We start from the raw sequence: 17,498 nt of genomic DNA, 5'->3' as shown, positions 1-17,498 counted from the left end.
GTCAGGCATAGGCGTGGCCCGCAGCGGTCAGGGTGTCAAGGCCATGGGGCGGTCTCTTGCCCATAGACGCTGCGACCCCTTTGTGCGCGATTGCACAGCCCGGATCAGCCTTTCGACGTTGAGGCCAGGAAGCGCCGCGAAAGCGTCAAACAGAGCGTCAGCGCCAGCCGCATCGACCGGGATCACAAGAAGTTGCGTCGCATCGGCCAGCACCCAGGACACCTCATCGTTCCTGTCACGCCGCACGGACAGGACGGTCAGATCGTCCAGTGCCATCGCGCCGCCCGTGACCGGCCCCATGTAAAGGATGCGCCTCTCATCCACTTGAACTGCGCCGGGCCCTTCGCCGCCCGTGATGAACCGCGCACGCCGAAAAGCCGGCACCATGAAGGCCGCGCCCAGCGCGATCAGGACGTACCCGAAGCCAGTCACGATCACCCCGCCGGGCCGCAGCGCGATCCAAAGGCCGATCGCCATTATTGCGGCCGCCATCAGCACTTCGCGCCAACGGGTCAGGGCCGCCATGGCCTCCGGACGAAAGAAGCTGCTCATATGACCACTCCACTATAGGGTGCCTCGATGGCCTCAAACTCCATGGCATTGAAATCTTTCAGCAAGATGCGTCGCCCCTTCGGCCCGATCCGATATAGGCATCCGTCTTCGACTGTGCACCATTTTGGCAAAACAGGTGCTTTGGGCACGGGCGGCCATGCCTCCAGAAACCGCTTCAAGGCAGCGGGTTGGATCGATGCTGCCTTACCAGATGACAGTACGAAATGAGTGGGACGAACGTCTCGCGACGGCGGGGCCTGATCACGCGCAACACCAAAGGCGTTCGGGTGCCAAACCCAGCGTAAAGGTGCGGGTAAAGGTGGAACACCATCATTGTGAAGGTAGGGGCACAGCACATGATGTCGGTCCACGAACCGTCCTCCATGCCCCCACGTGCTGCCTTCAACCAAGATGGCAAGAGCCGTGAAATATGGAACCTCGCTGACTGCCGCGAAGCCGCCAGTCATCTGCCCATGGCTTTGGTGGTCGCTGAACCCGAAGTAAGCAAAGTGCTTACTGTCCGTCGACAGATCACATTTCTCCTCATAGACACGGTGTTTGACCCATTGCCCATCCTTGAACGTGTCGGTCTTGGTGTTCCATTCGATCATACAGACATTCCGCGTCGGACCCCGGCGCAGGATAACGGCGCGCGGTTTCTCGGACGCAAAGTAGATGCTTAGGCGGCATGGCGGGCGGTCACTCATCCCCAATCCCCCGCTGATGCCTGCCACAGCGTCAGAACCGAAACCGCCGCCGTATCTGCCCGCAATATGCGCGGACCTAGCCCCACCGGCACCACCTGTTCCATCCCCCGCAATCGCGCGCGTTCAGCGTCCGAGAATCCGCCCTCCGGACCAACCAAAACCGCCGCAGGCGGCGCAGCCTCTGTGAGGACAGCCGACAGCCTGGAGGAAAGGCCGGATGCTCCCTCATCCGCAAACACCAAGGCCCGCTCACTCCATTCGTCCAAAACTTTGGCCAAGGGCCGCAATTCTGCAACTTCTGGCACGAACACCGCGCCGCACTGCTCGGCTGCTTCAACGGCATGTGCTTGCAAGCGGTCCTGCCGAATGCGCTCGGCGTTGGTGAACTCCGTCTGCACCGGCACGATCCGACGCACGCCAAGCTCCACCGCCTTCTCAACGATGAAGTCCGTGCGCGTCTTTTTGATCGGCGCAAACAATAGCCACAGATCCGGCGGGTCGCGCTGGTTAGCGACCTGCTCCACACAAACCGCCTCTCCCGCACGCTTGCCCGCGGCCACAACCTCCGCCCGCCATTCCCCAGCCACGCCGTTGAACAGCGCCAGTTCCGCCCCCTCCCGCAGGCGCATTACGTTGAACAGGTAATTTGCGTGGTCCCGCGACAGGGCGACACGCTCGCCCTCCCCCAACGGCTGGTCTACAAAGAGGCGGATTTTCGGGCGCACAGGCATGGAGCGAACCCTATGAGCGAGACTGAGCAGGGACAAGTCGCTGACGCCGTGAAGGGGAATTGGGTCGACAGGCTCGCCCCCGCGCCCACCCGCCCTTACCTCCGCCTCAGCCGCGCGGACCGGCCCATCGGCACCTGGCTTCTGTTGTTGCCCTGTTGGTGGGGCTTGCTTCTGGCGCTGTCCCACACGGGCCGCACGCCGACGCTGTACGATGCATGGATCTTCCTTGGTTGCGCCATTGGGGCCTTCTTGATGCGCGGGGCGGGTTGCACATGGAACGACATCACCGACCGCGATTTCGACGGCTCGGTCGCGCGCACCGCCTCCCGCCCCATCCCATCTGGTCAGGTCAGCGTGAAACAGGCCCTTGCCTGGGCCATCGCGCAGTCGCTGCTCGCCTTCCTCATCCTGATCACCTTCAACTGGACTGCGATCCTACTGGGGGTCATCGCCCTGATCCCCGTCGCGATTTACCCGTTCGCCAAGCGCATTACGTGGTGGCCACAGGTCTTTCTGGGCATCGCCTTCAACTGGGGCGCCCTTCTGGCGTGGACCGCCCATACCGGCAGCCTCTCACTCGCGCCCGTCCTGCTCTACCTTGGCGGCATTGCCTGGACGCTGTTCTACGACACGATCTACGCCCATCAGGATCGGGAGGATGATGCGCTCATCGGCATCAAATCCACGGCGCGCCTTTTTGGAGAGAACACGAAAACCTGGCTACGTGGTTTTCTCGCCGCCACGGTTGGCCTGATCGGCGCTGCGATCCTTGTGGCCCTTGTTCCGGGGCAGAATTTCCTTGCTCTGATCATCGCGCTTGCCGGGGTCTGGGCCATGGGATGGCACCTGTCCTGGCAGCTCGTCCGGCTCAAGATCGACGATGCGGAGCTCTGCCTGAAACTCTTCCGTTCCAACCGCGACGCCGGGCTGATCCCCGCGCTGTTTTTCGCCGTTGCCCTATTCGTCTGATTGAAAGCCCGCGCCGGACAGGCTAGGGCTAAGGGATAAAGGCCCCGAGCAGGGAAACCGGGTACAACACCCATGTCTATATCCGAACGCATATCCGCACTGGTCGGACCAGCCTCCTTCGTGGTGGCGGGTGCGCTGTCCGTTGGCGTCGCGATTTTTTCGGCTTTGGTGATCGAGCGACGCACGGTCGAAGACATCGGCACAGCACTTGAAGCTGATGGGATCACGTGGGTTGAGGTCTCTGCAAACGGTCTACAAGTCTTCCTCGATGGCGAGGCCCCAGACGAAGCCGCACGCTTCCGGGCGCAGACCCAGGCCTCTGCAATCATCGACGCGGACCGTGTTATTAACCGCCTCGACGTCGCCGCGCAGGACTTTTCCGCGCCGCCACGTTTCTCGCTCGACATGCTGCGCAATGGCGATGGCATCCAGTTGATCGGTCTGATCCCCGCACCTGAGGGCGACGAAGCCTTCGCCGTGGCCGAGGCCATCGCCGACATCGCGGGCGAGGCGGACGTCGTGAACATGATCGAAACCGCCGAAATGGCCGCGCCCGACACTTGGGCCGACGCGCTCGCCTACGGTCTGCGCGCGCTTCAGACCCTGCCGCGGTCCAAAGTGACGGTCCTCGCGGATCGTGTTGAGATCGAAGCGGTGGGCGAGACCCGCGAAGAACGGGCGGAGTTCATTGCCCGGTTGCAGCAGGACCAACCAGAAGGTGTTCAGGTCGTCCTCGACATCTCGGCGCCGCGCCCCGTCATCACACCGTTTGCGCTTCGCTTCGTGCGCGACGAAACCGGGGGACGGTTCGAAACCTGCACGGCAGACACGGTCCAAACGCGCGACCAGATCGTGACCGCAGGACGGGCTGCCGGAGCATCCGGAACGATCCCATGCACCATCGGGCTTGGCGTGCCCTCCCCTTCGTGGGGCGATGCCGTGGAAACCGCATTGGCAGCCCTGACCGAACTGGGCGAAGGCAGCGTGACCTTCTCTGACGCGGACGTCACCCTGATCGCGTCAGAGCGCACGGAGCAGGACCATTTCGATACCGTGGTCGGCGAACTCGGTGCCGCCCTGCCAGACCTGTTCTCGCTGCAAGCCGTTTTGCCGGAACCTGAGACCCTCGCCAGCACCGGACCTGCACGGTTCACCGCCACGCTCGATCCCGACACCGGTGCGCGCTTGCGGGGTCGCCTTCCCGAGGGCGCCATCGGGGCCTCGGTGCAGACCTTTGCAACAGCCTTGTTCGGCGCCGACCGCACCGATGTGGCCACACGTTCTGTCACGGACCTGCCGCAGGGTTGGTCAGTACGCGTGATGGCAGGCCTGAACGCCCTGTCTGAATTGAACTCTGGCCAATTGACCGTCGAGCCCGACACTTTGCGCCTGACCGGCGAAACCGGCGATCAGGAAATGGTCTCTCAGCTTACGCGCATGCTGTCTGAAGACTTGGGCCAAGGCGCGAATTTCCAGCTCGACGTCAGCTATGTTGAGGCGCTGGATCCCGTCGCCTCACAGCCGACAGACGAAGAATGCGTAGCAAGCATTCGCGCTATTCAAGACGAGACCAAGATCACTTTCGATCCCGGCTCGACCGAGATCAACGAAGCCGCTGGTGCCGTCTTAGACCAGATTGCCGAGGTTCTGCCGAATTGCCTTCATGTCCGGATGGAGATTGGCGGGCACACCGATGCGCAGGGCGGCGAGACGATGAACCTCAACCTCAGCCAAGCGCGCGCCGATGCGGTTCTGAACGGACTTCTGGCACGCGGCATCCTAATCTCGAACCTCACGGCGCAGGGCTATGGTGAAAGTCAGCCCATTGCGGACAATGAGACCGAAGACGGCCGGGAACAGAACCGCCGGATCGAGTTCCGCCTTCTTGCCTCTGCCGAAGTGGCCGGGATTGCAGCCGGTGAAGATGATCAGCCGCGCACACGGGCCGGTATTCTGGCACAAGGCGCCATTGCCGACTGGCCCTTCGAGGTCCGCCCCCTGCCCCGGCCCGACGTGAACTAGGACGAAAGCAACAGCTCCATGAACCGCCTGGAATTTATTATCGCCATCGCCATCATCCTGTTCGTGGCTTTCGCCCTTGGGTGGCTCGCGCATTGGCTTGTCACCCGGTTCAATCAGGTGTCTTCCGCCGATCTGGGTGAGATGGAGAACCTTGCGCGCGCACTGCACGACGCCGAAGAAACCCGCGATCAGGCGATTGCGTATTTGCAGCAGCGTGAGGGTGAGTTGACCAACCAGCTGAGCCAAACCGAAGCGGAACTGCGCGCCGCGATGGAGGGCCTGCGCGAGGCGCGGACCGAAGCGGAAGAGCTTCGGACCTACGTGGAAAGCGTCAATCAGGGCAACTAGGTACGCCCGCTACCAACGGTTCAGCGCCTCTTCGTCTTCATCTTTCGCGACGACCCAATCTGCACCACGTGCGGTGATCTCACGCTTCCAGAACGGTGCGCGGGATTTCAGATAGTCCATCAGGAAATCCGCGGCCTCAAAGGCATCCCGTCTGTGCGGCGCGGCCGTTGCAACCATCATGATCGTCTCACCGGGGCTCAGACAGCCATGGCGGTGGATAATCAGGGCATCGATCAGATTGAACCGGTCCATGGCCTGTGTGCGAATGTCAGCAAGGGCCCTCTCGGTCATGCCGGGATAGTGCTCGATCTCCATCGCTTGCAAATCGCCTTCGGCCACATCGCGCGTGATGCCGGTGAAGGTCACGATGGCGCCCGCACAGTCCACCCGTTGAGTGAACGCCGAAAGGATTGAGCCCGGATCGAAGGCGCGGTCACAGACCTCGACACCCATGGGTCAGCCCCCCGTCATGGGCGGGAAGAAGGCGACTTCCTTTGCACCCGTGATCGGGGCGTCGAAGGCGACAAGCTCCTGATCCACGGCGGCGCGGATGGCGGCAGTGTCTGCGAGCGCGAAGGCGTGGGCCTCGGACTTGGTTTTCAGGTCTTCGATCAGCTCAGCCACAGTTTGCGCCTGCGTCTCGATCTGTTCGTGGCCAGTTCCAATGCGTTCGCGCAGCCAGGCGAAGTAGCGGATTTCCATCACTCGGCCTCCGTCAAAAAGGGGCGTGCCTTGCGGAAATAGTCGATCCCAGTGATCGCCGTCAGAAGAGCGGAAAGCCACAGCAGGCCAACGCCCAGAAGCTCGCTCCACTGATAGCCGAAGAGGATCCAGCGCAGGTTGAACTCATCCTCGATCTCACCCGCCATGATGCCCTCGATGATCGCAGCATCCATCCCCACCGACAGCGCCCAAAGGTAGTGAGAGAACAGACCCCAGCAGAACAGCAGACCGATGGCGAACATCTGGACGGTCGTTTTCCACTTGGCGAGCTTTGTGACCTTCAACTGACTGGCGTTTGACCCCAGAAATTCCCGCAGGCCTGACACGAAGATTTCGCGCAGCAGGATCACGATGATGGGGATCAGGAAGACCGGGTTCAGCGACAGGCTGCCTGCGTTGAAATTGATGCCGTAGAGCGCCAACACCACGGCCAGCGCGATCACCACCATGGCCTTGTCGGCGATCGGATCCAGCATCGCGCCGAACTTGGTTTCCTGCTTCCAGGCGCGGGCCAAAACGCCGTCGACATAGTCGGTGAAGGCCGCGGACATGAACAGCAAAAGCGCCACCCAATCGGCGAAGGGGCGGGGCAGCAGGAGGAACACAAACGCCACCATGGGCGCCGCGATGAGGCGAACGAGAGTCAGGCTGTTGGGCAGGTTCAAACGCATAGCGCCTTGTTAGCCGGGATGCGGGGCCGGGGCCAGAGGGGGCGGGTGTGTGGGTCGGGTTGCAAGGTTGCAACCGGGGGTTAAGGCATTGAAAAGGAGCGAAATTGTGGATTTTGATAAGGTTTTGTTCAGGGGTTCAAACGGGTGTTTCTCCTTTGATTGAGGTGCGATGGGACGGGGTAAGCACAGCGCGTCGGTGGCTTGCCGGGTCCCTCGGCCCGCTACATCCAGATGTGGGCAACGTTCTGGGGCGTTATCACATCGGCCCATGTGTCGTGATCGTCTTTAAGGTCCATTCCGTGGCGGTGCGTATACTCACGAAACCCAGTTAGACCCGCATCTTTAATCTGCTCGAAAACACTCCTCGACAAAAAGTCAGGTCCGCGTGCGACTGTGCTCCCCGACCAAACGGGCATATGTTCGAAGAATTCAAATCGGTCCGGAGTCGCCAGCGTGGTGTGATAATGATAGCCATTTCCAATGGCGTCGGTGGTGATACTTGAAGTATTGGACCTTTCCCGTGACGCATATATCCTTCCGCACCACATATAGAAGTATTGCCGTCCCAACTGCTCACCGTCCTCGCTCAAAATTCGAGTAGGCATGTACAGGTGGCCACCGTCTGGATCGATCCTTTCGATAACCTTTCGGCAACGCTCGCTAACGATCGTGTGGCCCTTGTAGCTCAAACGGTCCGGAACTTCACGTGAGACGCCTTTTTTGAATTTCAGGCCAACCTCATCTAAATATGGCGCAAAATGCTCAACCGGCTCTCTGGCGAATTGAATGATACCGTCAGGACAACCATCGCAGCTCAGGCGATCTAGCCGCTGCACCCCAAGCGTCTTCTTTATGCGCGGCTCCTGCACCACGATGTCAAATCTGTCAGGGTTATCTGAGTCCCTAAGCCAGAAAATGACTCTTTCAGTGGATTTGAACACTGTTTTGGATCCTTGTTTGATCACGATATCGGAACACTAGCCCTCCCCCAAGCGGGTTAACAGCGGGCTTGCCCGCCCCGCTATCGACGGGCCGTCCGGCGGCCCCCTCTCGGCATCTTTTGCGTTGTAAAAGAGCCTGTCGGGCAGTGGTCGATTTGGTGAGGCTGAGCGCATCGAATGAGCTGAGTTCGGGTTTGGCTGGCACAAAGTGCTTAGAAATGCCGTCGGTTCGACAGTCCCCGGCCCGTCGATGGCGGGGCTAACCTCTTAGAGGCGGAGGTTTGCCCGCTCACCCGCCCTCATGGAAATAGTCGTAGATTTTCTGGGCCAGCCCTTCGCTGACACCCTCCACCGCCTTCAGATCGGCGAGGTTCGCGCGCGTCACCGCCTTCGCTGACCCGAAATGGGACAGCAACGCCCGCTTCCGCGCCGCCCCAACGCCCGGCACATCGTCCAAAGGCGTGGCGGAGACGGCCTTTGACCGTTTCTGCCGGTGGGCGCCGATGGCAAACCGGTGGGCCTCATCCCGCATACGTTGGACGAAATAGAGTACCGGGTCGTTGCGTTTCAGCGCGAAGACCGACTGGCCGAGGCGGTAGAATTCTTCCTTGCCCTGATCGCGGTCGATGCCTTTGGCGACGCCGATGAAGGGCACGTCTTCGACGCCGAGATCGTCCATGATTTCCTTCACGGCGGAGATCTGCCCCGCGCCGCCGTCGATGAGCAGCAGGTCGGGCCAGGCCTCGGTTTCCCGGTCCGGGTCTTCCTTGAGCAGACGTTTGAAGCGGCGTTTGAGGACCTCTTTCATCATGCCGAAATCGTCGCCGGGGGTGAGCTCTTCGCCGCGGATGTTGAACTTGCGGTATTGGCTTTTCATGAAGCCGTCCGGGCCCGCGACGATCATGCCGCCGACGGCATTGGTGCCCTGAATGTGGGAGTTGTCGTAGACCTCGATCCGCTTGGGCGGGCCGTCCAGATCAAAGGCCTCGGCCAGACCGCGCAGGAGTTTGCCCTGCGCCTGGCTTTCGGCCATCTGGCGGCCCAAGCTTTCGCGGGCATTGCGGCGCGCGCCTTCGACGAGTTCGAGTTTTTCGCCACGCTGGGGGACGAGGATTTCGACCTTGGTGCCGCGCTTCTGGGAGAGCGCGTCGGCCATGAGGTCCATGTTCTCGACGGGGTGGGAGAGGATGACCTGCCGGGGCACATCCTTGGTGTCGTAGAATTGGCCGACAAAGGCCTCCAGCACTTCGGGTTCATCGATGTCGGGGCCGATGCGGGGGTAGTAATCCTTGTTTCCCCAGTTCTGGTTGGCGCGGATGAAGAAGACCTGCACGCAGGCCTGGCCGCCTTCCATGTGGAGCGCGATCACGTCGGCTTCGCGCACGCCACGGGGGTTGATCCCTTGGGCAGATTGCACGTTGGTGAGCGCGCGGATGCGGTCGCGGAGGGCGGCGGCGCGTTCGAATTCCATGTCCTTGGAGGCCTCGGCCATCTGTTCGGCGAGGTTGGCCTGGAGTTCGGTGGAGTCGCCTTTGAGGAAGCGCATGGCGTCGGCGACGGAGGCCTCATAATCCTGTTCGCTGATGTAGCCGACACAGGGACCGGAGCAGCGTTTGATCTGGTATAGCAGGCAGGGGCGCGTGCGGGTTTCAAAGGTCGCATCGGTGCAGTTGCGCAGAAGGAAGACCTTTTGCAGCTGGTTGAGGGTGCGGTTGACGGCTCCGGCGGAGGCGAAGGGGCCGAAATATTCGCCTTTCTCCTTTTTCGCGCCGCGATGCTTTTTGATCTGCGGGAAGGCGTGGGTGCGGCTGACGAGGATGTTGGGGAACGATTTGTCGTCGCGGAGGAGGACGTTGAATTTCGGCTTGAGCTGCTTGATGAGGTTCTGTTCCAGCAGCAGCGCCTCGGTCTCCGTGCGCGTGGTGAGGAACATCATCGAGGCGGTTTCGCGGATCATGCGCGCGATGCGGGGGGAATGGCCGGCGGGCTTGGCGTAGTTCGAGACACGGCGCTTGAGTGCGCGGGCTTTGCCGACGTAAAGGACGCGCGATTGCTCATCCAGCATCCGGTAGACGCCCGGGCTGTTGTCGAGCGTCTTGAGGTAGCTTTGGATCACCTCATGGCCGGTTTTCGGCTGGTTTTGAGTCTCATTTTTCATCGAAATTCACGGTTCCGTGATTCTATTTCCTGCTGCAACGAATTCCGGGGCCTATCAACCCATAAGCTTTCCACCGTTTCTGTGGATAACCTTGCGGAAAACTATTTGGCATGCCGATTTTTTCGTTGTTTTTGGCAGGTTTCTACGCTTTGCACAATTTTTAGGCAGTTATTTATAGTATTGATTTCGTTGGTTATTTTCCACCTGTATACAGCGAATAGATAAAGCCTAACGAAACCTTTACAAAACCGTCGCATTCCAGAGGCCGGTGGAGAATCGCGTTCCCTAGCGTCACTCCACTCCGACGACGTCCGGTGTTTCCCAGCCCAGATGTTGGCCCCCATCCACGCAAATCAACTGCCCTGTGACAGACTTTGCGGTCAGGAAATAGCGCAGGGCTTCGCAGATGGCCTGCGGATCGGCGCCACGCTCCAGAATGGTGGCTGCGCGCTGCTTGGCGAAGTGCTCGGCCGACTGGCGACCGCCCTGCATTGTGGGGCCCGGGCCGATGGCGTTGACGCGGCATTTGGGGGCGAGGGCTTGTGCTGCGGTGCGGGTGAAGGCCCACAGGCCCATCTTGGCGATTGTGTAGGTCATGAACTCAGGCGTCAGCTTGTGGACGCGCTGATCGCACATGTTGATGACCAGGCCGCGAGCAACGGGTTCATCATTTGCGTCGATGGCTGGATCGGGGAGTTGGGCAGCCAGCGCCTGAGTTAGGACGAAGGGGGCGCGGAGGTTCGACTCGAGGTGCCTGTCCCAGCTTTCGCGGTTGGCGCTTTCGATATTGTCGTAATCGAAGATTGAGGCGTTGTTGACGAGGATCTCAACGGAACCGAGAGCGTCGACCGCGCGGGGCAGCAGGGATTGAACCTCGTCCTCCTCCAACAGGTTGGCTTGCAGGGCGACGGCCTTCACGCCGAGGGCGCGGATGTCTTCGCAGGTTTCCTCGGCTGCGTCGGCGCTGCCGTTGTAGTGGACGGCGACATCGTGCCCGTGGCTGGCAAGTTCCAACGCCATGGCCCGGCCCAGCCGCTTCGCGGCGCCTGTTACAAGTGCTGTCATACTCGATGCTCCCCTCAGATCAGGAGGATCACGATATAGCCCGCATAGAGCGCAGAAAAGGCCAGACCGACACCACGGCCCATGGGAAGCTGTTTGAATACGAAAGGGATCAGCACCAGAGAGGCGGCGAGCATGACCCAAAGGTCGAATTGCAGGATGCCAGGATCGACGGGGATGGGACCAACAAGCGTGGCGATACCGATGATCGCGAGCAGGTTGAAGACGTTGGAGCCGATGACATTACCGATGGCCACATCGGCCTGCCTGCGGAAGGCGGCCATGACGGTGGTCGCGAGTTCCGGCAGTGAGGTGCCGACGGCCACAAGGGTCAGGCCAATAACGGTGTCGGAGATGCCGTAGGCGGTTGCGATTTCCGTGGCGCTGTCGATCAGGAGGTTCGCGCCCAGCGGCAGGCCCACCATGCCAAGCACGAGGTAGGTGGCGATCTTCCACCATTCCATATTGGGGTCGGCTTCTTCCAACTCATCCGCATCATCAGCGCAGGCATCACGGTGCGCCTTTGCGGAGCGGACGGCGTCGCCCAGCATGATGGCAAGACCGGCCAGAAGGATCAGGCCGTGCCACCACGTGAGCGGGCCAAAGAAGCAGAGGATTATGAAGAGGGCGGATGCCCCCAGCATGAAGACGAATTCGCGGCGGGTGTCGGACGTGGCACCAAGCCCGGCGAGGAGCGCGGGCACACCAAGAACCAGCAAGACATTGGCGGTGTTGGAGCCCACCACGTTCCCGAGCGCGAGGCCCGGCACGCCTTCCAGGATCGACTGGACAGAAATCAGAAGCTCTGGTGCCGAGGTTCCAAAGGCTACGATGGTCAGCGACACGATCAGCGCGGGTATGCCAAGGCGCAGCGCCAGGTTGACCGCACCCTTCACAAGCACATCACCGGCCAGCAGCAGGATCACCAGCCCGAGGATCGCAAAACCGAACTCGTCAGCCATTCCCGCCCTCGCGGCAGGCGCGGCACGGACCGCCGCGCAAGTTCATGCGACCGCATTTCGGACAGGTCTTGGGTTTCGGCAGCGCGCCGCGCTTTTCACGACCCACACCTTTCGCGCCGCCCGGCCAGCGGAGCCGCCCGAACATCGCCAGAACCGCCATGCCGATCAGGAAAAGGAAGACGACCTTGAGGATCACGACAGCCCATACCTTGCGTAAAGCGCACGCTCTTGCAGGCCGAGATCGACGTCTTCCATGATCTGCGCACCAAACCGCGACAACAGGCCCTTCTTGGGGCCATGCACGGCAAAGCGGACCTTGTCGCCGTAGAGCTCCTTCATCTTGGGCACGAGATGGCCGATGCCGTCGGCCAATCCAAGCTCAACCCCCTTGGCCCCTGCCCAGAACGCGCCCGTGAACATGTCGTCGTGATCCGACAACCGATCGCCCCGGCTTGATTTCACATGGTCGATGAAAACCTCGTGGACCTGCAACTGAAGCTCTTTCAGCCGCTCCACATCGTCAGGGTTTTCCGGACGGAACGGGTCCAGCACGGATTTGTTCTTGCCGGCGGTGTAGACGCGGCGTTCGACTCCGATCTTGTTGATCGCTTCGACGAAACCGAATGTGGCCGAAATCACGCCAATTGAGCCGACGATCGAGGCCTGATCGACCCAGATGTCATCGCCCGCACAGGCCAGCCAGTAGCCACCCGACGCCGCGACATCCTCAACGAAGGCGTGGACTTTCACGTCCTTTTCTGCGGCGAGCCTGCGGATGCGAGCTGCGACGAGAGCGGATTGCACAGGGGAGCCACCGGGCGAGTTGATGGACAGCGCCACCGCCTTGGGCTTGCCTTTGGCGAAGGCCTTCTCGATCACCGCTGCATAGCCCGCGTCACTTATCCCGCCGCGTGCGCCCGCAGCGATCGCACCCTGCAGGCGGATCACCGACACCAACGGCTCGGATTTCAGGAAGGGAATAAAACGTTTCATTGCCTTCGCGATGTAGGCCGCGTGGCCATTGGCAACAAGGAGAGGCGCGGCGATTTCTCCCCCCTGTTGCGGTTCTCACAACCTTTTGCGGAGTTCGGTCTTCAAAACCTTGCCGTAATTGTTCTTCGGAAGCTCGGGCACGGCGATGTAGGCCTTGGGTCGTTTGAACCGCGCGATCTGGTCGAGGCAATGTTCGTCGAGGGCGGCTTCATCAAGGTCCGTGCACACGATGAAGGCCACCACATCCTCCCCCCATTCTGCGCTAGGGCGGCCCACGACGGAGACTTCGTGCACGGTTGGGTGGGTCAGCAAAGCCTCTTCCACCTCACGCGGGTAGATGTTGGAGCCGCCGGAGATGATCACGTCCTTGGAGCGGTCTTGCAGGGTCAGGTAGCCGTCTTCGTCGAGGTGGCCCACATCGCCGGTCATCAGCCAGCCGTCTTTCAGGGTCTTTTCCGTCGCCTCCGGGTTCTGCCAGTAACCGGGCATGACGGGCGCGCCTTTGACCATAATCTCGCCAATCTCTCCCGGCGGGGCATCGACTTTCACTTCCACCAGCGATTGGGCGCGTCCGACCGAGAGAAGGCGCTCGCCCCAGTGGGGGCGGGTGCGGTCGGCGACCTCTTCGCGGCTGAGCGCGGTGATGGCCATGGGGCATTCGCCCTGGCCGTAGATTTGCACGAATTTGGGGCCCATGAGGGCGACGGCTTCTTCAATGTCGGCGCGGTACATTGGGCCACCGCCGTAGACGATGGTTTTGATCCCCTGCCCCGTCTCGCCCTGCGACTTGGCCGTGTCGAGCAGGCGGCGGACCATCGTGGGGGCCATGAACATGGAGATCGGGCCGTGGGTTTTGGACAGGGTGAGGACTTCGGCGGGGTCAAAGCCGCCAGAGATAGGCGAGATATGGCGCGCGCCGCAGCGGACGTGGATCGGGGCGTAGATACCTGCGCCGTGGCTCATGGGTGCGGCGTAAAGGGAGGCGTCGTCGGGGCTGACCGGGTCGACATCGATGGGGTAGCAGGTGGAGGTGGCCGCGATCATGCCGTGGGTGATTTGCACGCCTTTGGGTTTGCCGGTGGTGCCGGAGGTGTAGAAGAGCCACGCGAGGTCCGAGGGCGCGCGGTCGGTGACGGGGATCGGCTCGGCGGTGATGGAGCCCAGGGGCGTGGCATTGGGGGCCTGCATACCTTCGGAGGTGAAGCTGAGCTTCGCGCCCGCGTTCGTCAGGATGAACTCCGCCTCTTTCGGGTGCAGCTTGGCGTTGACCGGGACGGCGACAGCCCCGGCCCACCAGATGCCGAACATTGCGATCAGGTAGTCGGGGCAGTTCTTGGCGAAGATGCCGACGCGGTCACCGGGTTGGATGCCTTGGGCGTGCAGCCCACCGGCGAGGCGGGCGGCTTGATCGGCGAATTGCGCATAGGTGGCGACGGTGTCCGCCCCCAGCAGGAGTGCCGGGGTGTCGCCGCGGGTGGCGGCGGTGCGGTCGAGCCACTGCGCAATGTTCAAGAGGCGCGCACCGGCAGGCGTTGTTCGCCGAGGCCGTCGATGCCAAGCCGCATCTCTTGCCCGCCGCGCAGGAAGACCTGTGGGCGTTTACCCATGCCGACGCCGGGGGGCGTGCCGGTGGTGATAACGTCACCCGGCTCCAACGTCATGAAGCGGGAGATATATTCGACGAGGAAGGCGGGCTTGAAGATCATCGTGTCTGTATTGCCGTCCTGCATGCGCTGGCCGTCGACCTCCAGCCAGATGGATCGGCCAGTCGGGTCGCCGAGTTCATCCGCCGTCACAAGCCATGGGCCGATGGGGGCGAATGTGTCGTAGCTTTTGCCCTTGGTCCATTGGCCGCCCATCTCTTGCTGGTAGGCGCGCTCGGACACGTCATTCACAACGCAATAGCCCGCGATGTGGGCGGCCCCGTCGGCGGCGTGTTTGGCGGTTTGGCAGATGATGATGCCAAGCTCCACCTCCCAATCGGTCTTCTCGCTGCCGGGGGGCAGGATGACGGGGTCGTTGGGGCCGGAGATGGCGCTGGTGGCTTTCATGAACAGCACCGGCTCAGTCGGCACGTCCCAACCGCCTTCTGCGGCGTGGTCGGCGTAGTTGAGGCCAACGCAGACCAGTTTCCCGGGGCGTGCGACGCACGCGCCGAGGCGGGTGTCGCCGACGGGCGGCAGGCTTTCGACGTCGAAGTCGGGCATGTCGGACAGGAACGCGCCGTTGATGTCGTCGGTGATCGCGCTGAGGTCGCGGACCTGATCGTTTTCGTCGAGGACACCCGGTTTCTCGGACCCCCCCTCGCCCCATCTTACCAGTCTCATCGCGTGCTCCCTTGAATGTGTTCCCGCCATCATGCTTCGCTGCGCGGGTAAGGGAAAGAGGGGTCCGATGCCTGATATTGTTATCCTCGGTGTGTTTGTCGCTGACGCCGCCTACTGGACGGAGAAGATGCCGGTGACCGGCCAGACGTTGCTTGGCACGGGGTTTCAGCTTGGGCCGGGCGGCAAGGGATCGAACCAAGCGGTGGCGGCGGCGAAGGCGGGCGGATCGGTCGGGTTTCTGAGCCGGATCGGGGCCGACACGTTCGGGCAGATGGGGCGCGACGTTTGGGCGGAGGCGGGCGTGGAGCCGATGGTGGTGGAGGATACGGAACGGCCGACCGGCTCGGCGGGGATCTTCATTGAGGAGGCCACGGGAAAGAACGCCATCGTGATCGTGCCGGGGGCGGCAGGGGCGATTGGTGTTGCGGATGTGGAAGCTCGGGCGGCGGAGATTGCTGGCGCGAAGGTGGCCATGACGCAGCTGGAGCAGCCGATGGAGGCTGCGGAGCGGTTCTTGCAGATCGCGGCGCAGGCTGGGGTCACGACGATTTTGAACCCTGCCCCGGCGGCGGAGTTGCCGGAGGGGATGCTGGCACTGTGCGATTACGTGACGCCGAATGAGACGGAGGCGGAGGAGCTGACCGGATGCCCCGTGACGGGGCCCGATGATGCGCTGGAAGCCGCGAAAGCGTTGATGGCGCAGGGCGTTCGGAAAGGGGCGTTGATCACGCTGGGTGAGAACGGGTCGCTGTTCTGGGATGGTGCGCGGGCGGTGCACACGCCACCCATGAATGCTGGTCCAACCGTTGACACAACCGGTGCGGGGGATGCTTTCAATGGAGGCTTCGCAAGGGCGCTTTCGCAAGGTCAACCTATTGACGACGCTTTGCAATTTGCAACGGCTACCGCTGCGCTGTCTGTCACGAAACATGGCACTGCGGCTTCTATGCCGACGCGCGCGGACATCGACGCGTTGCTATAGGGCGATGGAAATCTCGAGATTTCCGGTAGGAAGACTGGAGTTTTCCTATTCGCCCTCGGGCGCGGGATCGAGTGAGCTTTCCACGTCTTTCACCCAATCCACGATGCCGTCGCGATGGGCACTCGGCACCGTGTCCAGCAACATGTCGCGCAGGCCCTTCCATTGCGGTGATTGATAGAGAAACCGCATCCTGTGGTAATGCAGGATCACGGCGTCCGGCGTCTTGGAGTAATCACCACGGTGCGAGAGCGAGTAATTGTGCAGCTCGTCCAGCACGCGGGTCTTGTAGCCGAAACGATGGATGGTCAGGGGCAAGCTGATCTGATCGAGCCACGGGCGCTTATTGGCGATCTTGCAGCGTTTGTCGAAATCGAGGGCCGTGTCGAGCCAGTGCTGGGGGAACCGCAGCCCGTCCTCAGGATGCGCCGCCTCGGGGAACGCCACGAAGCCTGCGTTGTAATACGGCAGATATTCCATCTTCGTGCCCCGCAGCAGGCGAACGCGCTCCGTTGGGATTTCCATGCCAAAATGCGCATAGGCCCGCGTCCAGCGTGCGTTCTTGCCCCCCCATGTGGGGCGTCCCTCAGGCGCGGCGCTGACGGTATCGGGCGCGAGCTCCATGAATTCGGCCAGGCTACGGGTGCAGGCCATGTCTGTGTCCAGAAAGATCGAATGCGATGTCGCGCGATCATCGCAGGCCGCGACAATCTTGTTGCCGTGCGGGTATGGACCTTTCCACTTGGGCGGCTTGGCCAGCGTTCGTAATTCGACCCCGCAGGTCTCGAACATAGCGTGGGTGAGATCGTTGAGTTCAGGCCGGTAGGCTTCTGACACATAGGCGAATTGCTTCACACGGTCGTCGCCGTCATGCGCCGCCTTCAGGCTGGCCGCTAAAAGCCATGACTGCTTCTCAAGCCGCACACCGTCGGCGACGTAGAAAAGACCCAGAGATGTTTGATTGGCCATGGCGGTTGGTCCGCTGTTTCACTGCTCTGGCAACACCCTGCCCCGGATTGACCGATTTCGCCAGTCAGACCTCCAGATCCGAGACGAAAATCCCATCTGCGCCGTTCTTACAATTGGCCACCAACATACCGCCTGCGCGTTGATGTTCTGGGTCGGCGGCATAGGCCTCCAGCGCCGTCTGATCCTCGAACAGGCAGGTGAAGCCATAAGGGTAGGCCTGCGATTTACCTTCAAAGTCGCGGTTCGGGCCATGATGGAAGGCGATCATGCCCGGCAGGTTGGAGGCCACCTGTTCAAGGATCACCATTGCTTCGTCGAACGCCGCCTGAGCCGTGTCAGAGGCAGGTTCAAGCAAAACCGTGTGGATCAGCATTACAAGGCTCC

The 17,498-nt window shown here is 61.8% G+C and carries 20 protein-coding genes; 4 read left to right on the top strand and 16 right to left on the bottom strand.

The window, feature by feature from the left end:
* Positions 1–27: 27 nt before the first annotated feature.
* The 3 genes from V8J81_RS19605 to V8J81_RS19595 are packed head-to-tail and all read right to left on the bottom strand — an operon-like array spanning position 28 to position 1,990.
* Positions 28–552: a hypothetical protein gene (locus V8J81_RS19605; RefSeq protein ID WP_368477425.1), complete on the bottom strand. Its 525-nt coding sequence runs from the start codon at positions 550–552 to the stop codon at positions 28–30.
* Positions 549–1,259 carry a hypothetical protein gene (locus V8J81_RS19600; protein ID WP_368477424.1) on the bottom strand — a complete coding sequence of 237 codons (711 nt, stop codon included), beginning with the start codon at positions 1,257–1,259 and terminating at the stop codon, positions 549–551. Before V8J81_RS19600 ends, V8J81_RS19605 begins: the two co-directional genes overlap by 4 nt.
* Positions 1,256–1,990, bottom strand: a complete 735-nt coding sequence (locus V8J81_RS19595) for a 16S rRNA (uracil(1498)-N(3))-methyltransferase (RefSeq protein ID WP_368477423.1) — start codon at positions 1,988–1,990, stop codon at positions 1,256–1,258. Before V8J81_RS19595 ends, V8J81_RS19600 begins: the two co-directional genes overlap by 4 nt.
* Positions 1,991–2,002: 12 nt before the next feature.
* On the opposite strand from V8J81_RS19595, the gene ubiA reads away from it, so the two are divergent.
* The 3 genes from ubiA (at position 2,003) to V8J81_RS19580 (ending at position 5,329) form a co-directional block, all read left to right on the top strand.
* Positions 2,003–2,959 (top strand): 4-hydroxybenzoate octaprenyltransferase, encoded by a 957-nt coding sequence (gene ubiA / locus V8J81_RS19590; RefSeq protein WP_368477422.1) that lies wholly within the window; start codon positions 2,003–2,005, stop codon positions 2,957–2,959.
* A 72-nt stretch (positions 2,960–3,031) separates the two neighbouring features.
* The gene (locus tag V8J81_RS19585; protein ID WP_368477421.1) at positions 3,032–4,981 is read left to right on the top strand and encodes an OmpA family protein; all 1,950 of its coding nucleotides are present in this window, start codon (positions 3,032–3,034) and stop codon (positions 4,979–4,981) included.
* Between the two features lie 18 nt (positions 4,982–4,999).
* Positions 5,000–5,329, top strand: coding sequence for a hypothetical protein (locus V8J81_RS19580; protein ID WP_368477420.1), 330 nt, complete (start codon positions 5,000–5,002; stop codon positions 5,327–5,329).
* A gap of 9 nt (positions 5,330–5,338) precedes the next feature.
* Here the strand turns inward: V8J81_RS19580 and V8J81_RS19575 are convergent, their stop codons facing one another.
* The 11 genes from V8J81_RS19575 to V8J81_RS19525 form a co-directional block, all read right to left on the bottom strand.
* Complete coding sequence (locus V8J81_RS19575; protein ID WP_368477419.1) at positions 5,339–5,782, bottom strand: molybdenum cofactor biosynthesis protein MoaE; 444 nt, start codon at positions 5,780–5,782, stop codon at positions 5,339–5,341.
* 3 nt (positions 5,783–5,785) lie between these two features.
* A complete protein-coding gene (gene moaD / locus V8J81_RS19570) occupies positions 5,786–6,031 on the bottom strand; it encodes a molybdopterin converting factor subunit 1 (RefSeq protein WP_368477418.1) in 246 nt (81 codons plus the stop codon).
* Positions 6,031–6,723, bottom strand: coding sequence for a CDP-diacylglycerol--glycerol-3-phosphate 3-phosphatidyltransferase (gene pgsA, locus V8J81_RS19565; protein ID WP_368477417.1), 693 nt, complete (start codon positions 6,721–6,723; stop codon positions 6,031–6,033). Before pgsA ends, moaD begins: the two co-directional genes overlap by 1 nt.
* 221 nt (positions 6,724–6,944) lie before the next feature.
* Entirely contained in the window at positions 6,945–7,664 is a 720-nt protein-coding gene (locus tag V8J81_RS19560; RefSeq protein WP_368477416.1) for an imm11 family protein, read from the bottom strand.
* Between the two features lie 289 nt (positions 7,665–7,953).
* Positions 7,954–9,822, bottom strand: a complete 1,869-nt coding sequence (gene uvrC / locus V8J81_RS19555) for an excinuclease ABC subunit UvrC (RefSeq protein WP_368477415.1) — start codon at positions 9,820–9,822, stop codon at positions 7,954–7,956.
* A 291-nt stretch (positions 9,823–10,113) separates the two neighbouring features.
* Positions 10,114–10,887 (bottom strand): SDR family oxidoreductase, encoded by a 774-nt coding sequence (locus V8J81_RS19550; protein ID WP_368477414.1) that lies wholly within the window; start codon positions 10,885–10,887, stop codon positions 10,114–10,116.
* Between the two features lie 14 nt (positions 10,888–10,901).
* On the bottom strand, positions 10,902–11,846 hold the full coding sequence (locus V8J81_RS19545; RefSeq protein ID WP_368477413.1) for a calcium/sodium antiporter: 945 nt from the start codon (positions 11,844–11,846) through the stop codon (positions 10,902–10,904).
* Entirely contained in the window at positions 11,839–12,042 is a 204-nt protein-coding gene (locus tag V8J81_RS19540; protein ID WP_368477412.1) for a hypothetical protein, read from the bottom strand. Before V8J81_RS19540 ends, V8J81_RS19545 begins: the two co-directional genes overlap by 8 nt.
* The gene (locus V8J81_RS19535) at positions 12,039–12,839 is read right to left on the bottom strand and encodes a S49 family peptidase (protein ID WP_368477411.1); all 801 of its coding nucleotides are present in this window, start codon (positions 12,837–12,839) and stop codon (positions 12,039–12,041) included. Before V8J81_RS19535 ends, V8J81_RS19540 begins: the two co-directional genes overlap by 4 nt.
* Positions 12,840–12,914: 75 nt before the next feature.
* Positions 12,915–14,351, bottom strand: a complete 1,437-nt coding sequence (locus V8J81_RS19530; RefSeq protein ID WP_368477410.1) for a class I adenylate-forming enzyme family protein — start codon at positions 14,349–14,351, stop codon at positions 12,915–12,917.
* Entirely contained in the window at positions 14,348–15,166 is an 819-nt protein-coding gene (locus V8J81_RS19525; RefSeq protein WP_368477409.1) for a fumarylacetoacetate hydrolase family protein, read from the bottom strand. Before V8J81_RS19525 ends, V8J81_RS19530 begins: the two co-directional genes overlap by 4 nt.
* 67 nt (positions 15,167–15,233) lie before the next feature.
* On the opposite strand from V8J81_RS19525, the gene V8J81_RS19520 reads away from it, so the two are divergent.
* Positions 15,234–16,148 carry a ribokinase gene (locus tag V8J81_RS19520; RefSeq protein ID WP_368477408.1) on the top strand — a complete coding sequence of 305 codons (915 nt, stop codon included), beginning with the start codon at positions 15,234–15,236 and terminating at the stop codon, positions 16,146–16,148.
* 45 nt (positions 16,149–16,193) lie between these two features.
* Here the strand turns inward: V8J81_RS19520 and V8J81_RS19515 are convergent, their stop codons facing one another.
* On the bottom strand, positions 16,194–17,114 hold the full coding sequence (locus V8J81_RS19515) for a GT-B fold glycosyltransferase domain-containing protein (RefSeq protein ID WP_368477407.1): 921 nt from the start codon (positions 17,112–17,114) through the stop codon (positions 16,194–16,196).
* 64 nt (positions 17,115–17,178) lie between these two features.
* Positions 17,179–17,487, bottom strand: a complete 309-nt coding sequence (locus tag V8J81_RS19510; RefSeq protein WP_368477406.1) for a Dabb family protein — start codon at positions 17,485–17,487, stop codon at positions 17,179–17,181.
* Between the last annotated feature and the right edge of the window lie 11 nt (positions 17,488–17,498).

The sequence above is a fragment of the Gymnodinialimonas sp. 202GB13-11 genome (genome assembly GCF_040932485.1).
GTDB lineage: Bacteria > Pseudomonadota > Alphaproteobacteria > Rhodobacterales > Rhodobacteraceae > Gymnodinialimonas > Gymnodinialimonas hymeniacidonis.
The sequence above is the reverse complement of the archived record's forward strand: the minus strand, read 5'-3'. Positions and strand labels throughout refer to the sequence as shown.

Bases quoted from the DNA above. Each gene is read 5' to 3' on its own strand.
- V8J81_RS19595 (WP_368477423.1), bottom strand. From the start codon at position 1,990: ATGCCTGTGCGCCCGAAAATCCGCCTCTTTGTAGACCAGCCGTTGGGG.
- uvrC (WP_368477415.1), bottom strand. From the start codon at position 9,822: ATGAAAAATGAGACTCAAAACCAGCCGAAAACCGGCCATGAGGTGATC.
- V8J81_RS19510 (WP_368477406.1), bottom strand. From the start codon at position 17,487: ATGCTGATCCACACGGTTTTGCTTGAACCTGCCTCTGACACGGCTCAG.
- V8J81_RS19520 (WP_368477408.1), top strand. From the start codon at position 15,234: ATGCCTGATATTGTTATCCTCGGTGTGTTTGTCGCTGACGCCGCCTAC.
- V8J81_RS19550 (WP_368477414.1), bottom strand. From the start codon at position 10,887: ATGACAGCACTTGTAACAGGCGCCGCGAAGCGGCTGGGCCGGGCCATG.
- ubiA (WP_368477422.1), top strand. From the start codon at position 2,003: ATGAGCGAGACTGAGCAGGGACAAGTCGCTGACGCCGTGAAGGGGAAT.
- V8J81_RS19585 (WP_368477421.1), top strand. From the start codon at position 3,032: ATGTCTATATCCGAACGCATATCCGCACTGGTCGGACCAGCCTCCTTC.
- V8J81_RS19545 (WP_368477413.1), bottom strand. From the start codon at position 11,846: ATGGCTGACGAGTTCGGTTTTGCGATCCTCGGGCTGGTGATCCTGCTG.
- V8J81_RS19600 (WP_368477424.1), bottom strand. From the start codon at position 1,259: ATGAGTGACCGCCCGCCATGCCGCCTAAGCATCTACTTTGCGTCCGAG.
- V8J81_RS19515 (WP_368477407.1), bottom strand. From the start codon at position 17,114: ATGGCCAATCAAACATCTCTGGGTCTTTTCTACGTCGCCGACGGTGTG.
- V8J81_RS19535 (WP_368477411.1), bottom strand. From the start codon at position 12,839: ATGAAACGTTTTATTCCCTTCCTGAAATCCGAGCCGTTGGTGTCGGTG.
- V8J81_RS19525 (WP_368477409.1), bottom strand. From the start codon at position 15,166: ATGAGACTGGTAAGATGGGGCGAGGGGGGGTCCGAGAAACCGGGTGTC.
- V8J81_RS19580 (WP_368477420.1), top strand. From the start codon at position 5,000: ATGAACCGCCTGGAATTTATTATCGCCATCGCCATCATCCTGTTCGTG.
- V8J81_RS19605 (WP_368477425.1), bottom strand. From the start codon at position 552: ATGAGCAGCTTCTTTCGTCCGGAGGCCATGGCGGCCCTGACCCGTTGG.
- pgsA (WP_368477417.1), bottom strand. From the start codon at position 6,723: ATGCGTTTGAACCTGCCCAACAGCCTGACTCTCGTTCGCCTCATCGCG.
- moaD (WP_368477418.1), bottom strand. From the start codon at position 6,031: ATGGAAATCCGCTACTTCGCCTGGCTGCGCGAACGCATTGGAACTGGC.
- V8J81_RS19575 (WP_368477419.1), bottom strand. From the start codon at position 5,782: ATGGGTGTCGAGGTCTGTGACCGCGCCTTCGATCCGGGCTCAATCCTT.